The organism is Aerococcus urinae (assembly GCF_001543175.1).
Lineage (GTDB): Bacteria > Bacillota > Bacilli > Lactobacillales > Aerococcaceae > Aerococcus > Aerococcus urinae.
Genome location: NZ_CP014161.1, coordinates 290,069 through 305,371, shown reverse-complemented (window position 1 = coordinate 305,371; position 15,303 = coordinate 290,069). Strand labels below are relative to the sequence as shown.

General features: G+C 47.5%; 18 protein-coding genes. All 18 read right to left on the bottom strand.

Features of this window, described 5'->3' with window-relative positions:
• Nucleotides 1–50: 50 nt before the first annotated feature.
• Genes AWM73_RS01365 through AWM73_RS01280 form a run of 18 tightly spaced genes read right to left on the bottom strand, consistent with a single transcriptional unit; the run spans nt 51 to nt 15,284 of the window.
• The gene (locus AWM73_RS01365; protein WP_060777737.1) at nt 51–818 is read right to left on the bottom strand and encodes a uroporphyrinogen-III synthase; all 768 of its coding nucleotides are present in this window, start codon (nt 816–818) and stop codon (nt 51–53) included.
• On the bottom strand, nt 811–1,809 hold the full coding sequence (hemC, locus tag AWM73_RS01360; protein WP_060777736.1) for a hydroxymethylbilane synthase: 999 nt from the start codon (nt 1,807–1,809) through the stop codon (nt 811–813). The genes AWM73_RS01365 and hemC overlap by 8 nt, the downstream gene beginning before the upstream one ends.
• Nucleotides 1,806–2,264, bottom strand: coding sequence for a precorrin-2 dehydrogenase/sirohydrochlorin ferrochelatase family protein (locus tag AWM73_RS01355; RefSeq protein WP_060777735.1), 459 nt, complete (start codon nt 2,262–2,264; stop codon nt 1,806–1,808). The genes hemC and AWM73_RS01355 overlap by 4 nt, the downstream gene beginning before the upstream one ends.
• 12 nt (nt 2,265–2,276) lie before the next feature.
• On the bottom strand, nt 2,277–2,864 hold the full coding sequence (locus AWM73_RS01350; RefSeq protein ID WP_060777734.1) for a cob(I)yrinic acid a,c-diamide adenosyltransferase: 588 nt from the start codon (nt 2,862–2,864) through the stop codon (nt 2,277–2,279).
• Between the two features lie 2 nt (nt 2,865–2,866).
• Nucleotides 2,867–4,372 carry a cobyric acid synthase gene (locus AWM73_RS01345; RefSeq protein WP_060777733.1) on the bottom strand — a complete coding sequence of 502 codons (1,506 nt, stop codon included), beginning with the start codon at nt 4,370–4,372 and terminating at the stop codon, nt 2,867–2,869.
• A 4-nt stretch (nt 4,373–4,376) separates the two neighbouring features.
• Nucleotides 4,377–5,084, bottom strand: a complete 708-nt coding sequence (cobI, locus tag AWM73_RS01340; protein WP_060777732.1) for a precorrin-2 C(20)-methyltransferase — start codon at nt 5,082–5,084, stop codon at nt 4,377–4,379.
• Nucleotides 5,074–5,859, bottom strand: coding sequence for a sirohydrochlorin cobaltochelatase (locus tag AWM73_RS01335; protein ID WP_060777731.1), 786 nt, complete (start codon nt 5,857–5,859; stop codon nt 5,074–5,076). The genes cobI and AWM73_RS01335 overlap by 11 nt, the downstream gene beginning before the upstream one ends.
• 11 nt (nt 5,860–5,870) lie before the next feature.
• Nucleotides 5,871–6,881: a uroporphyrinogen-III C-methyltransferase gene (gene cobA / locus AWM73_RS01330; RefSeq protein WP_060777730.1), complete on the bottom strand. Its 1,011-nt coding sequence runs from the start codon at nt 6,879–6,881 to the stop codon at nt 5,871–5,873.
• Nucleotides 6,874–7,701: a precorrin-6A reductase gene (gene cobK / locus AWM73_RS01325; RefSeq protein WP_076340203.1), complete on the bottom strand. Its 828-nt coding sequence runs from the start codon at nt 7,699–7,701 to the stop codon at nt 6,874–6,876. The genes cobA and cobK overlap by 8 nt, the downstream gene beginning before the upstream one ends.
• Nucleotides 7,702–7,743: 42 nt before the next feature.
• Nucleotides 7,744–8,484, bottom strand: coding sequence for a precorrin-3B C(17)-methyltransferase (gene cobJ / locus AWM73_RS01320; protein WP_060777728.1), 741 nt, complete (start codon nt 8,482–8,484; stop codon nt 7,744–7,746).
• Nucleotides 8,485–8,490: 6 nt separating this feature from the next.
• Entirely contained in the window at nt 8,491–9,663 is a 1,173-nt protein-coding gene (locus AWM73_RS01315) for a cobalt-precorrin 5A hydrolase (protein WP_158083602.1), read from the bottom strand.
• The gene (locus tag AWM73_RS01310) at nt 9,647–10,399 is read right to left on the bottom strand and encodes a cobalt-precorrin-4 methyltransferase (RefSeq protein ID WP_060777726.1); all 753 of its coding nucleotides are present in this window, start codon (nt 10,397–10,399) and stop codon (nt 9,647–9,649) included. The genes AWM73_RS01315 and AWM73_RS01310 overlap by 17 nt, the downstream gene beginning before the upstream one ends.
• A 33-nt stretch (nt 10,400–10,432) precedes the next feature.
• Nucleotides 10,433–10,987: a decarboxylating cobalt-precorrin-6B (C(15))-methyltransferase gene (locus tag AWM73_RS01305; RefSeq protein WP_060777725.1), complete on the bottom strand. Its 555-nt coding sequence runs from the start codon at nt 10,985–10,987 to the stop codon at nt 10,433–10,435.
• Nucleotides 10,977–11,603 (bottom strand): precorrin-6y C5,15-methyltransferase (decarboxylating) subunit CbiE, encoded by a 627-nt coding sequence (gene cbiE, locus AWM73_RS01300; RefSeq protein ID WP_060777724.1) that lies wholly within the window; start codon nt 11,601–11,603, stop codon nt 10,977–10,979. Before cbiE ends, AWM73_RS01305 begins: the two co-directional genes overlap by 11 nt.
• Complete coding sequence (gene cbiD / locus AWM73_RS01295) at nt 11,600–12,727, bottom strand: cobalt-precorrin-5B (C(1))-methyltransferase CbiD (protein WP_060777723.1); 1,128 nt, start codon at nt 12,725–12,727, stop codon at nt 11,600–11,602. Before cbiD ends, cbiE begins: the two co-directional genes overlap by 4 nt.
• 45 nt (nt 12,728–12,772) lie before the next feature.
• The gene (locus tag AWM73_RS01290; protein ID WP_060777722.1) at nt 12,773–13,426 is read right to left on the bottom strand and encodes a cobalt-precorrin-8 methylmutase; all 654 of its coding nucleotides are present in this window, start codon (nt 13,424–13,426) and stop codon (nt 12,773–12,775) included.
• A gap of 2 nt (nt 13,427–13,428) precedes the next feature.
• Entirely contained in the window at nt 13,429–14,817 is a 1,389-nt protein-coding gene (locus tag AWM73_RS01285; protein WP_060777721.1) for a cobyrinate a,c-diamide synthase, read from the bottom strand.
• A complete protein-coding gene (locus tag AWM73_RS01280; RefSeq protein WP_060777720.1) occupies nt 14,814–15,284 on the bottom strand; it encodes a flavodoxin domain-containing protein in 471 nt (156 codons plus the stop codon). The genes AWM73_RS01285 and AWM73_RS01280 overlap by 4 nt, the downstream gene beginning before the upstream one ends.
• Between the last annotated feature and the right edge of the window lie 19 nt (nt 15,285–15,303).

Genomic DNA, 15,303 nt, shown 5'->3' with positions numbered 1-15,303 from the left:
ATGAAAAACAGCCTAGCTTAAGAGGAAAGTTTCCTTAAGCTAGGCTGCTTTTATTTAGAATAAGCGATTAGGCTATCTACTAGGCCAGCAAAATTAGACTGGTCGGCTTCACGATAGGGTTTAATTTGAGAGCTAGTCTTTAGAATGGCTTGGCTGGCCAAGGGACCGATTGTCCAAAATTTTAAGGCAGCCCCCTGCTTTTCAAGGGCTGCTAGAGTCAGTATATCTACCAGAGCCTGCCAGGCACTGGCACTGGCAATAGCGATGGCTAAGGGATCTTTAGGACTAGCCTGACTTAAAAGGGCTCGGAGAGTCTGACTCACTTGCCAGTTCACTTGGTTTTGATAGACCAGCCACTCTTGAATGTTTAAGTCAGGCAGGTAGCTTTGGCCTAAGGACTGGTACTTGCCCCGACTTTTGGGACTAATGGGCACGATCAGCCGCCCATTTCTAAGCTGGCCCTGGTCCTTCATCGCTTTTAGATGACTAAAAGCCTCCTGACTGGTTCCCCCTTGGGTCAGGGGCTGACAAGCAATGGAATAGCTTTGGCTGAGGAAGCGTCCCGTTTGCTGGCTACTGGAAAAATAGTAATACTGACTTAAATCCTCACTGGGGAGTAAGTGCTTAAAGGCGGCTTGACCGGCCATGCGACTGACAAAGAAAAAAGCATCGCCCTCTCTAAGGCTCAGAGCGTCAACCTGGTCCAGAGGCTCCAGTTGGATGACCGGCAACCAGTCCACCTGGTAGCCTGCTTGCTTTAAGCTTGCTAACTGTTTTGAGCTTAAAGAACGGGAAGCTGTCCATAGAAGTCTAGTCATTGGGGGCACCTTGCCCTAACCACTGTCCTGCCCCTTGGTCCAAAAGGTCTTGGTAAACTGCTTGACCTAGTTCTAAAGCTTGGTCAAGCGGAGCTTCTAATTGGCTACGAACCAAGGCTAAGCCGTCCTGACGACCAATCATAGCGGTTAATTGGATCGCTTGGCCCTTAATCTGAGCATAAGCCCCTACGGGATAATTACAATCAGCTCCCAGGGCTTTGAGAACGACCCTCTCACAAGCTACTGCCTGATGACTTTCAGGATCATCAATGGCCTGAAGAACTTCTCTGGTCTGATGATCATCACTTAAACATTGAACTGCCAAGGCCCCTTGACCAACCGCCGGGATCATTTCTTCAAGACTAAAAGCATGGGCCTGGAGTTCATAATTGTTGAGGATATGGGCGTCACTATTACTTTCTTTTTGGTTAAAACGCTGGGAATCAAAAGGATAGTCAAGGAGCTGCAAGCGTCTAAGGCCCGCCGTAGCGAGGACCAGGGCCTGGAAGTCGCCGCGAGCGAGTTTATCCAAACGGCTATCGATATTCCCACGGACATGGACAATCTCCAAATCCGGTCTTAGAGCGCGCAGTTGGGCCAGGCGGCGTAAACTCCCTGTTCCTACCCTAGCGCCATCAGGCAAGTCGCGCCAGTCCTTACCTTTAGCGGTCAGAATCACATCACCAGGGTCTTGACGCTTAGGAATAGCGGCCAAGACCGTCCCTTTAGCTAATTCACTAGGAACATCTTTGAGACTGTGGACAATAAAATCAACCTGGCCTTGGACTAGGGCCTGCTCAATCCAACGGACAAAGACCCCCTTGCCCCCAATCTTAGATAGGGGGGAAGACTTATCCTTGTCTCCCTTAGTGGATAATTTAACTAATTGAAATTCATCCTGCGGGTAAATGGCCTCCAAAGCCCTGATAACTTCTAAACTTTGTTGCATGGCTAGCCGGCTGCTTCGCGTTCCAATACGATAAGTGGTCAAATCCGATTCTCCTTGTCTTTCAGATAAGATGCAATACTTTCTCCTAGGCCTTTAGCTCCTGCTGGTGACTGCCCTTGACTGGATATAGCAATCACGTAGCCTTCATGATTAATGGTTTTCATATTAAAGAAATTCGATGCTCGCTTGTCTCCGGTCTGGTTGATCAATTGTCCTGACTCAAGATCTTCCGCAATAGCCTGGTTGACCTCTGAATGGTCAGTACAGGCAAAGATCATCTGGTAACCATGTAAATCCAGCGGGCCCTGGTAGGATTGTTTCAACCATAGCAAGTGGCCTTCTCTAGCCCACTTGGCAATCTGCTCAGTCACTTGAGGGGCTAAGACAGTGACTTGCCCCGCCTCCTTAAGAAGGCTCTGTAATTTTCGCTCAGCGATCCTCCCACCGCCAATGATGAGAACTGACCAGTGACTGATATCTAACATGACTGGATACATGGTTAAGCTCCTTTATAACTCTTCTGTTCCGAGACTACCTTGGGAGAAAATATCCCGACTATTTTTATAGGCGACCTCACTATAATTCTCATAATGGTTTAAAGCCCGGGCCAAGCTAAAGAAATAGTCCGATAAACGGTTAATATAGGGTAAAACTTGGGGATTATAATCCTGGCTCACTTGGCTAAATTGAACCAGCTGGCGTTCCAAGGTCCGTGTCTGCGTCCTCAGCATATGGCAAAAGCTAGCGGCCTGACAGCCCCGGGGGAGGACAAACTTTTTAATGGTGGGGGTTGCTTCAGTATAGTCATCAATCCAGGCTTCTAACTTGTCAGCCAGACCATTTTTTACCTTATAGGGGCGTTCTTGATCTAGGGTAGCATAATCACTCCCGCAATCAAACAAATCTTGTTGGATAGCCAGGAGTTGGTTTTGGACCTGATCATATTTAGGATCGACCAAGGCGGCCAGATAGCCCACACTGGCATTTAACTGGTCGATGGCCCCATAAGTGCCTACCCGGTCAGAAGCCTTAGAAACATTGTGGCCTCCGTAAAGTCGGGTCATCCCCTGGTCACCGCTTCGTGTATAAATTGCCATTTTTATTCTTCTCCTTCAATAATTCGGTCTAATGCTTGCTTATCAATATGGTTAAGAACATGTTGGGCGAGTTCCTGGAATTGGTCTTCCATCACTGCTGCATAAGTTTGGGGAAGCTGGCCTTGAAGTTTGACACCTTTTTTCTCAGCCAAGGCCTGTAAATAAGCATAGGTCCAGGCAGTATTATCGAACAAGCCGTGTAAATTACTTGCGATTAAACGTCCCCCAGCTAAGCAATAGCCTTCTTCAGCCACAAAGCTTGCCCCGTTTCTCTCGACTACCTGGGCAAAGGGTCTTAAGGGGTCCTGACTTTGAATGGTATAAGTTCGCACTTCATAAGCCGCTAAGGAATAGTCCTCCCCCCCTGCTTCATCTAGGGGACAAGTTGTTTGACAGTGGGACTGGTAAACATCATGAGCCCCGGTTAAGCTTGCCTGATAGGGGAAAATACCCAAAGCGGGATAACTATGTCCATCTTGGTCCCTTAAAGATTGTCCCATAAGGGTTTGTCCTGCGCCTAAAGCAATCAAGTGACTGCCCTTAGATACTGCTGCTTGAATAGCTGATGCCAAGCCCCGGTCTTCTAGATCTTTTAGGGCTCTTGGAGGATTGGCAGTTCCTGGAATAATGATCAGGTCCGGTTGCCCGACTTGCTTAGCCTGTTTAGCATAACGCAAAGAAACATCTTCAAAAAGCGATAAGCTATTCAAATCAGTAAAGTTAGCAATCCATTCCAGGGCAATCACACAGACATCCAGGGCCTTAGAAGCATCATAGCTGGTCTGCTCCATATGTAAGTCGCAGGAATCTTCACTTTCAATCACATGGGGTAAGTAGGGAACCACCCCAATCACCTTGACTCCCGTTAAGGCTTCAATTTGCTCAATACCCGGATCAAGCAAAGAAACATCGCCACGAAATTTATTAATAATAATGCCCTTAATCCGCTTACCCTGTTCTTTTAATAGGGCAATGGTTCCGTAAATCGAAGCAAAGACCCCTCCTCGGTCAATATCAGCCACTAAGACCACCGGACTATCAGCAATCTCTGCCATCCCCATGTTGACAATGTCATGGTCATTGAGGTTGATTTCAGCAGGGCTCCCAGCCCCTTCTAGGACAATCAGGTCATTTTCTTGGTCCAATTGGTCCATGACTTCTCTCAGCATGGGCTTTAATTGGGGCTTTAACTCGTGGTAGTCGCGCGCATCAAGGTCCCCATAGACCTGGCCTTTAATAATAATCTGTGATTGGGCGTCTTGGCTTGGCTTCATCAATATTGGATTCATCAAAACATCGGGTTCACGGCGGCAGGCCTTAGCTTGGACCACTTGGGCCCGGGCCATTTCTGCCCCGGTCTTAGTAATATAAGAATTCAGAGCCATATTTTGCGATTTAAAGGGAAAGACACGCAGTCCTTCATTAGTATAAATTCGGCCAATAGCTGCTGCCATAAGGCTCTTACCAACATCGGAAGCGGTCCCTTGGATCATTATATGTTTAGCCATGAAGTTAGGCCTCCTTTGACTTCCGGACGATCATGGTGGAAAAGTAAGAAATGCTCTCATCACCTTGCCAGTCACTCAAGTCACCATAGACCTTTTCTTCCTCCATAGTGGCTTGGCTAATGATGTAAGCTTGGTCGCGGAGATTTTCTTCATCCAGAAGGGCTAGGATTTTCTTGAGATGGCGTTTGATCTTCATAATGACGATAGTGTCAGCCGATTTTAGACTTAAGCGAATCAGGTCAGTAGATGTTGTCGCTGGTAGGACAGTAAAACTTTCCTCATCAATCACCAAGGGCAGCTGTAGGGCTGCCGCCATGGCTTGGTATGAAGTAATCCCAGCAACCACTTCCACAGGATAATCCTGACCTAAGCGTTCTTCGAGGTAGGTAAAGGTGGAATAAGTTGAAGGGTCTCCCAGGGTTAGGAAAGCAAGACTTTTGCCCTGGTCAAGGTCTTGGGCCATGGCATGCGCCACTTGGTCCCACTGCTTGGTCTTGACTTCCTGGTCCTTAGTCATGGGAAAATGATAGGTTTTTACCGGAGTATGGCTGGGAATATAGGGCTCAGCAATTGAAAAGGCCAAGCTGGCTTGACCTTTTTTCCCGGTAGGAACATAAATAATATCGACAGCCTTAAACTTTTCAATGGCTTTTAGGGTCAAATAGCCCTTATCCCCTGGCCCAACGCCGATTCCATATAATTTAGCCGGCATGGTCGTCCTCCATCAATTCGCCCAGGTGCTTAAGGTAAAGTTGACGAATGGCTGGGTCTTCTCCTAAACCCTCCAAGTGGATCATGACATGGAAGCCATAATTTTCAAATTGCGTTTGCCAGGAATCGGGGTCCTCCGAAGCCATATCATTATGGGCATGGTCCCCAGCCACCAGCATGAGGGGACGCAAGTGGACGGTTTTGACGCCTTTTTGCCGTAAATCCTTGATAAAGTCTTCCTCCAATTCGGGATAACTTTCCACACAGCGTACATAAGCCGGTTTATCGGCTAGCATATAATCGAGGGTCACATAGCTAGTAAATTGTGGCGCTTGGGTCCCATGGGCCATATAAACCATAACTTCATCTTGGGAGAGGTCTTGGATGTCTTGGTCCAAAACTGAAAGCAGGTCCTGGTAGTCTGTATAGATATCTAAGAGTGGACGGGCAATATTCACTTGGAAGTCTTGGTCTGCTGTTTCTCTTTGGGCCTGGTAAATCTTATCGACCTCACTGCCAGAAATCACATGGAGGGGTTGGACGTAGATTTTTTGGTAGCCCTCAGCTTTTAAAGACTCTAAGGCTTCTAAGGGGGACAGCCGGGTCAAGCCTTCTTGTTCTTGGATACGTTTCCTTACAATATTTGAAGTATAGGCCTGATAAACCGGCCAGTCGGGATAGGCCGCCTTGAGCTCTTGATAAATAGTTTCGATGGTTAATTCACGGGTCTTTTTAAAAGTGGTCCCGAAACTTACTAGTAAAATGGCACTTTTCATATTGAACTCCTTTATTGCTTACTAAAATGGTGGATAAAATCATCAACACTACCGTGGAAATGGAGGGTTTCTGTCGATAAGTTATCCTGCCAAGGATTAATGGGCTCTTGACTAATCATAATGTCTGCCTCCTTTAGCGCCTCCTTGGCTAGTTGTTTTCGACTAGGTTGAGCTCCTTTTGAAGGATAAAAGATTAGATCAGCTCCCAAATCTTCCAGAGCCAGGCAATCGGTCAGAGGCGTCTGTACAGACACAGCAATCTGATGTCCAAAAAGAGGAGCTTGACTGAAGAAGTCGAGCTTTTGCTGATCAGTGACTACCTCCCCAAGAACAAAGAGGGCAGGAGCTTTTATCTGAGCGGCTTGACAATCATCAAGCATATGGCCTAGGTCAGAGACCAAATAGCGCTCTTGGGCCCTTCCTGCCCACTCGATAGCTGCCATGGGGGTCTTTTCGTCCATGCCAGCTCCTATAAGGCCACTAACAATGGCTTCTAGGGCTTTAACCGCCATTAAAAAGACTGCCGTTCCCTGGCTATCAGCAATGGCCTGATAATCTAAATCCGTTTTCCCTGCTCGGCTCTGACCGGTATAGATGTGTAAAGAACTTGACTTATCCCGGTAGGTAGCCGGGATGCCGGCATAGGCTAAACCTGCAATGGCTGAAGTGATACCGGGAATAACTGCAAAATCCACACCTGCTTCTGACAGGGCCATAGCTTCTTCCCCACCCCGACCAAAGAGATAAGGGTCACCACTTTTCAAGCGGACAATGACTTGGTATTCCTGGCTGGCTTGGAGCAGTTGCTGGGTAATCTCTTTCTGAGAATGAGAGTGTTTGCCAGGCTTTTTGCCAACATTAACCAGAAGGCAGGAACTGGGGGCGAGTTGCAGTAGATTTTGATTAATGAGACGATCATAAAAGATAATATCGGCCTTCTGCAGGCAATCATAGGCTGCTAAGCTGAGATTGCCTAAGCGGCCTAAGCCGGCGCCGACTAAATAAACTTTACCGCTAGTCATCACGATTCTCCTTACTGTGGCCATCACTTGAGGATGATTGCCCTTGTCTTAATAATTGACGGCTTAAGGAAAGGACCTCATCGATGTCATGGGTCATTTTGGGATAAGCCACATAGGGCCGGGTAATTTCAATCACATCCATGCCCCGGTCTAAGGCAGCAGAAACCTTCTCATCCATCCCACCGGCCTGGCCACTTTCCTTGGTAATCATGATCTGAGCATTGACCTTTTTATAGAGCTCCGTATTTAAAGCCTTGGAATAAGGCGGCTTAATGGCGTGGATTTGCTCAGCTGACAATCCGGCTGCTTCACAATGTTTAACCACGGAAGCAACCGGAAGGACGCGGACGACTAAGCGCTCGGGCCCTAAGACTTGGGCAAAATCACCTACCGTCTTCGACCCAGTCGCTAGATAGATATGGTCCTCAATACCATGGCCTTTTTCTTGCCACAAGCTTTCGGCACTTTGACAAGCTTGGGCTAAAGAAGTCACTTGCTGAATACGAGGGTCTGCTTGTGATAAGGGACGTTCGAAACGTAAGTAAGGAATTCCTAGCGCTTGAGCAGCAGCAATGGCGTTCTTAGAGACCAAGTCAGCAAAGGGATGAGTCGCATCCACCACCATGTCAATGGCATGGTCTTTAAGATAAGCCTCCATTTCGGCTTGATCCATCCGGCTTTGGATTACCCGGTCCTTAAATTGCTTAGAGTAAATCTTGCCATAGTTAGTCGCCACTGAAAGGGTCACCTCACAACCCCCTTCAAGTAGGGTCTCCATTATTTTTATGCTATCCGAAGTCCCACCAAATAGAAGTATCATCAGCTCATCCTTTCTCCTGCAAACTGTCTTAAACAAGTCACTTTAAATCCCATATTTATCTTCATAACCACGAGGGGTATACATCCAATTTTGGTAAACCTTGGTAAAGCGATTACCCACAATCACCGTGGTGGTCATATCAACGACTTCCTCATCGAGCTCATCGATAGTAGTAATGATGGTTTCTTCCTCCTTACGGCCCACGTCCTTAACGATTCCAACGACAATATCGCCGCCCTTATAGGACTTAATAATCTCTAAGGCCCTGGCTAAGTGTTTGGGCCGGCCCTTAGAGCGAGGATTGTACAAGCAAATCACAAAATCGCCCTGGGCAGCAGCATGGAGACGCTTTTCGATCATGGACCAAGGGGTCATCAAGTCACTCAGACTAATAAAGCAAAAGTCATTCATTAGGGGCGCACCAAGGTTAGCTGCTCCAGCAATCCCTGCACTGAGGCCAGGAATGACCTTGACTGGGATATCTTCTTCTTGACTGGCCAATAACTCAAAAATCAAACCAGCCATAGCGTAAATGCCTGAGTCGCCACTGCAGACCACCGCAATATCTTTATCGTTTTCTTTAGCCAATTCAATGGCTTTTTGACAACGGTCAATTTCACCCTTCATGCCGGTAGAATAAACTTTCTTACCTGCGATCAAGTCTTCAATTAAGGCAATATAGGTCTTGTAACCCACAATAATTTCGGCCTGGCCAAGGACTTCAAGGCATTCCTTGGTCATTAAATCCTTGTCGCCCGGTCCCAATCCAACAATATATAACATTTTTTATTACTCCTCTTCTTGATAATAAGCTAGGGTAAAGGTCACTCCCTTATGGGCATAACGCCCGCTAACCACATGGCCCTGGGATTCTAGATGAGCCGCCGTCTGCGAAACTGAACTCACGCCGACCACCTTTTTAACAAAATCAGAACCCGGATAGTAGCTTTCGAAGGCTAGTAAGTCTTCCTTGGAGAAGGTTTTAAAGTTAAAGTAGTGGTCCTTGGCTAGTTGTAAAATGGCGTCTTCTTCTGCTTTCAGATCAATAGATACCACGGTTTTAATACTTTCCCAGCGCAAATTTTTCCCTTGGAGGAAAGTCTCTAATTCCTCTAAGAGTAAGGAATAAGGGGTATTTTTACGGCACCCGATTCCTAAAATATAGCGGCGAGGAATCATTTTCACCACTGGCAGGTCCTTGGGCAGGCTAAAAGAACTTTTCTGGCGATTAGTCACCAGCACTAGGCCTTGGTAAGCTGCCAAAGTAGTGGGGTCAAGTGAGCTAGTTTTTGCTGCTGTCTCCGAGCAATTCCCTTTGGCCAGGGTCTGATAACCCGGAGGCGAGGGAAAATTGAATACCGTCTCATTTAAGTAGAGAATAGGCGCCTCTTCGGCAACCAGCAAGTTAAAGCGCCGGGTTTGTTTCTTAAAATCACTATAGACGGCCCCATAGTTAAAGGCCAGGTCATCAATTCCGATCCGGCCTTGGCTATCGGTTGCTGTAGTAATCACTGCCTGGCTAGAGAGGCTTTTAGCCAGCAAACGGGCATAGTGGTTAGCCCGACCAAAGTGGCCCGCTAAGAGACTAATCACATGTTGACCGCCTTCATCTAAAACCAGGACGGCTGGATCAGTCATCTTATCTTCAATGACTGGAGCCAAGGCTCGAACCACAACCCCAGTCGCCATGATAGCTATGACTAGGTCGGCTGCTTGAAAAGCACCCTGGAGAGAAAGGACCGCCCGGCCTTGTCTTTGACTGTATTCGTCGTAATGAGAATCTAGAGGGGCCTGGTCAGTTGTCCTCACGTAAAGTTTAGCTTGCGGAAAGCATTCGGCTTTAATCTTCCGCCCCAATTCTCTGGCCTTTTGGGTGATCGTAACAATGGCTACCCGCTTATTTTCCTCGCCTCGCTGCATCCGTTCTAAAAAGCGGGCATCGATCTTAGTTTCTAAAGCCATGGCTAAAATCCGCATCGTAGAGCTTGGAATAATAGAATTCTTTCCCTAAGAAGTCCCCCACTAAGATCAAAGCAGTGAGCTTAATCCCAGCTGCTTGGGTCTTTTCAGCAATGTCAGACAGAGTGCCAACCACTTGCTTTTCTTCTGGCCAAGTCGCCTTATAAATCACCGCTGCTGGGGTGTCTTTTGAATAGCCGCCTGCCAACAACTCTTCCACTACGCCCTGGATATTTTGAACTGAGAGGAAGATAGCCATGGAAGTTTGGTGACTGGCTAAGGACCGTAAATTTTCTTTTTCGGGAACGGGTGTCCGTCCCGCCATCCGGGTAATGATCAGGCTTTGACTGACCTCTGGAACGGTATATTCAGTACCAATGGCTGCAGCTGCTCCTAAGAAGGAAGATACCCCGGGAATAACAGCAAAGTCAATTTGGCGTTTCTTTAATTCTTCAATTTGCTCCCGGATCGACCCATAGAGGGAAGCATCGCCCGTGTGTAAACGGACCACTTCTTTATCTTGGGCGATGGCTTCTTCAATCAGGTCTAGGATTTCATTAAGGTCTAACTTGGCACTGTCATAAGTTTCTGCCCCATTCTTACAATAGTCGAGCAGGTCCTTGTTGATGAGTGAACCAGCATAAATGACCCGGTCGGCTTGGGCTAGCGCCTTATAGCCCTTTAGGGTAATGAGCTCCACATCGCCGGGGCCTGCGCCCACAAAAGTTACTTTAGCCATAATTAACAACCTTTCTGTTCAATTCGCTCTTATTTACTTCTTACAAGAAATAATGGTGGTGGGATTAAAGGGCTTGAAATAGTGGCCCGGTCCCATGGTTTTCCTGGTGGCTGCTTGGAGAGTTTGGACCTCTAAGTCTTGCCAGGGTCCGCCCTCAAGATGGGTAATAGCCTTATTAGCGTTTTCCATTAGGATAAAGGTCAATACCAAACGACCTCCTGGCTTCAAGAGCTCATGGGCCCAGTCAATAATTTCCACTAACTTGCCCCCACTACCGCCAATAAAGATGGCATCAAAGTGCCCCAAGTCTTCATTCATAGGCGCTTCCGCTAAGAAGACCTGATAATTTTTCAATCCAAAGTGGGCCCGGTTTTCTTTGATTAAGTCCACCGCCGCTTCTTTATGTTCAATGGCATAAACAGCTAAATCAGGATATTCTTGGGCGGCTTGTAGGGAAATACTCCCGGTCCCGGCACCAATATCCAAAAAGCGTTGGGCTTGGTGTAATTCCAAGAGGTCTAAGGCGACCGCCCGGATGGGGGCCTTGGTCATGGGGACTTTGCCCCGGATAAAACAACTATCTTTCATTTAAAATCACCACCACATTCATCGCATAGTCGCGGTCTTCCACTTGGCTCAAAGGCCGTTTCTCGATCCGCTCATTGTCATAAGATAAGTTCTCTCCAATAACCATCTGGCAAGCTGCAAGGTCTTCCTCCCCGCCCTCCTTTAGAAGGGCTTGGGCAATTTGATAAGGCCCCCACTTGTCATCTGTTACCATGGCGACTTTAGGAAATTGACTGATCCAATCAATATTAGGCTCGCGCCCATGGCTAGAAGTTAAGTAGACATCATTCATCGCCATACCCGTTCTGGAGAAAATATATTGGAGGGAAGAAATGCCGGGATGGATACGGATGGCTTGATTGGGTAAATTCCGGTAAAGGTAATTACCTATCCCATAGAGCATGGGGTCTCCAGAAGCCAGAACTGCCACATCTTCGCCCTTTTCCAGGTGAGCCTTTACTTGGGGTAAAAGTTCCCCCAGCTTGCCCAGAATATGGGACTTCCCCTTAATATAGTCCTTCAAGGAGTCCAACTGCCTCTGGCTCCCATAAACATGGGGCAGGTCATTTAATAAGTCAACAGCGCGGTTGACTAAATAATCCGTCTGCCCCGGGCCAATACCAATAACATGAATCATCCCCAAATCGCCTCCAATTCTTCCAAAGGTTTAGTCATCACGGTAACATCGTGGTCACTGAGAAAAGTAATGGCCTCCACATGGATATCGGGAGCCCGGAATTTGAAGAGCTTTAAGACCCTGGCCTTAATTTTATCCACAATGACTTGGTAAACTTGGCCATAGCCTGCTTCTAAGATGAGTTCAGCCTGGGCTTCTGTGGTAATGGCCTCATTAACAGCCTCTAATAAGTCTAGGGGGGCTCCTAAAAGGGCCAAGTTAGCCAGCATGATTTCGTTTCTGGCATCAGCATCCTTGGAATGAGTGGAAAAGATTCCCCCTGCAATTTTAATAAATTTACCCAAGTGGCCAACCAGTAGGATATCAGTAAAACCAATCCGCATGGCCTCTAATAAGACATAGCCCACGAAATTACTCATCTGCACAATATAATCAGGATTCAAATGGGTGTGTTCAGCGATAAAGTCATTGCCATAATTTCCCGGCGTTAAAATTAACTTATCTAGTCCTAAAGCCTTCTTTTGCTGCATTTCTAAGGTGATCGATTCTTTCCAGGTATCTTCCGACATAGGGCGAACGATCCCCGAAGTTCCCAGGATAGAAATCCCACCTAAGATACCTAGTTGGGGGTTTTGGGTCGCCTTAGCGGTCTCCTCTCCTCCTGGTACTGAAATCACGATGTCAACCCCTTGGTCGGGCCCCAAGAGTTGGCGGGCAGCTTCCTGGATCATTTTTCTAGGAGTGGGATTAATGGCCGCATGACCAGGCTCAATTTTTAAGCCAGGTTTGGTCACCCGACCTACCCCTTGGCCACCATCCAGGGTGATCTGACTATCCTGGCGACGGGTCACGGTTGCATAAATATCCAAACCATCGGTGGCATCGGCGTCATCGCCACCATCTTTGACCACCGAACAAGAGGCCTGGTCTTGGCTAAGCTGACAGTGGTCAATTTCTAAAACGAGGTCCACTCCAGCCGGTGTCTTTAATTGCACTTGGTGGACTGGTTTTTGGGTCAGTAACATTTCCACACCTGCCATGGTCGCTGCGGTGGCGCAGGTTCCCGTGGTATAACCCATCCGCAGGCGCTTTCCGTTGTAAGATAAATAACCTGTTTCTTTCATCTCGTTTCAGCTCGCTTTCCCTGTCTATTTGACTACTTGACCTGCTTAATTTTGATAGATGGTATCTTTAATATCATATTGGATAGCATTAATAATAGCAGCCGCCACATTAGATCCGCCTTTACGGCCTAAAGCTGCAATGCTAGGAATGGGATAGTCATGGAGGGCTTGCTTGGATTCAGCAGCTCCGACGAAACCTACCGGCACCCCCACCACAGCTTCTGCTTGTAAACGTCCCGCGTCAATCATCTCGAGGATCTTATAAATCGCCGTTGGAGCATTCCCTACCACAAAGGCTTTGGGGCCCTCCAGCTGGGCAGCTAATTCAATGGCTGCCATGGACCGGGTAATCCCCTTGTCTTCAGCAATCTGATAGGCTCTTGGGTCACGGATAAAGCAGTGGGTTTCAGTACCAAGTTCCCTTAAAATCCGCTTATTAATCCCCGACTGGGCCATAGTGGTATCGGTAATCAAATGCCCGCCAGAACGAATCACTTCTTGGACCACTTGAGCGCCTTGGCGGTCAAAGACCAGGTTGTGTAAATAGTCAAAGTCCGCTGAAGTATGAATGGCCCGCTTAATAATGCGCTCCTCGAGTTCATTTTGAAAGTGAAAGTCAGGAAAGTCACGTTTGATTTCCGCATCAATAATTTCAAATGAACGGTCAGTGATGCGTTCAGGTTTTTTAATATAAGCCATCTCTAGTCCTCCTTCATCCAGTTAATCATTTGGTCAATAAGTTTGGGGTCTTGGTAAAAGTGTACATGTTGGTAGGCCGCATAGGTCTTATCTTTTTGAAATCCCCCTTGCCATTCCTTGACCCGCTTGCCATCGCGGTCCTTGTATAAGTTCCCAATCCTTCTTTCTGGACTGGTAAAGGTGGAATAATGAAATTCATGGCCCCTCACCTCATCTCCGGCTTGGCCGTAAAAGGAATCGCTTGTAAGGGACATGGTGCAGTAGCCAAAACGGCGTAAACGGTCTGTCATTTGACTCTGCCCTTGAAAAATCCCCACCATGGGATAGTCTTTATCATCCTTAACAAAGCGACTCCCTAAATACATGAGGCCCCCACACTCTGCCAAAATAGCCTTGCCAGCTTGGTGGGCCTTTAAGAGGGCAGTGCGCATGGCTTGGTTTTTAGATAAAGTGTCGGCGTAGAGTTCGGGAAAGCCCCCGCCGATATAATAAAGGTCCGCATCGGGTAGGACCTGGTCATGCAGGGGGCTAAAGCTTTGAAGCTGGCCACCCCGCTTTTCTAATAAGTTTAAATTATCAGGATAGTAAAAGGAAAAGGCTTCATCATAGGCATAGGCCACCTTAAAAGGAGACTCCTGGTCGGTCTTTTCAAAAGGAGCCAGACTAGAGTCAATGGCTGCTTGGGCCTCTTTAAGTTTAGCCGGGTCCAATTGACAACGCTTTAAAATGTCATCAATAGCGATACTTTCTTCCATAGCCTCTGCCACTTGGCTGACTTGGTCAACTAAATGGTTATTTGCTTCTTCAAGGGCCAGACCGAGGTGGCGGGAAGGCAGGGAGAATACTTCATTACGGGGGAGATAGCCAAGAACGGGCACATCATTATAACGTTCAATGGCATTTTTGATTAATTGGTAATGACTTTCTGAAGCCACCCGATTAACCAAGATACCGATAATATTGAGACCAGGAATCAAACTGAGATAGCCCTTGACCATGGCTGCCGCTGAGGTCGACATGGACCGCCCTTCAATGACTAAGAGAATGGGAATATCTAAGGCCTTAGCAATCCCGGCACTGGAGGCATTAAGAGCGTCAGACCCAAAGCCATCAAAGAGGCCCATGACCCCCTCAACTACGGCAATATCACTGCCTGCTAGGTGACGGGTATAGAGAGCTCTTAAGACCTGGTCATCAGGGACTAAAAATTGGTCCAAATTAATTGAGGGACGTTGGCTGATCTCTTGGTGGAAACGGGTGTCAATATAGTCCGGGCCCACCTTGTAGGGTTGGACCTTGAGTCCCCGCTTAATCAAGGCTTGAATCAAACCTAAAGTCAAGGTCGTCTTCCCCACATTACTCGTCGCGCCGGCAATCATTAAGGCTTTCATCGTTTATTCCCCCTTTCAATTTGTAAAAAGGCCTGGGCAATAGCAGCTAGGCCCTGAACTTCTTCATCGTAATCGGGATAACCATCAATTTTTACTCCTGGCGCTAGTAAGTGTCCCCCACTTTTTTCAATCATTTCTGCAAAGTCATCCACGGCCTTGGCATAAATGGGATAGTCCCGGTCGCCAGAACCAAAGACGGCCAGGGCCTGCTTTAATTTAGGGTTGGCTTGGATCAAATCAGGCAGGTCTTCGTAAAGGTCTAATAACTCTTCAGGGATTTCGGCATGGTTGCCATAGGTATAGGAACCAATGGCTAAGCCATCGACATCTAAGAGGGCCTCATAGTCATAGGCATCAGCTCCCACTAATTGGGCCCTTAAGCCCAGGTCTTCCAAGAAGGAGGCCAGGATAAATGCCGCGGCTTCGGTATTGCCTCGCAAGCTACTGTAAACAATGCATATCTTCAATGCCAAGTCCTCCTAACAG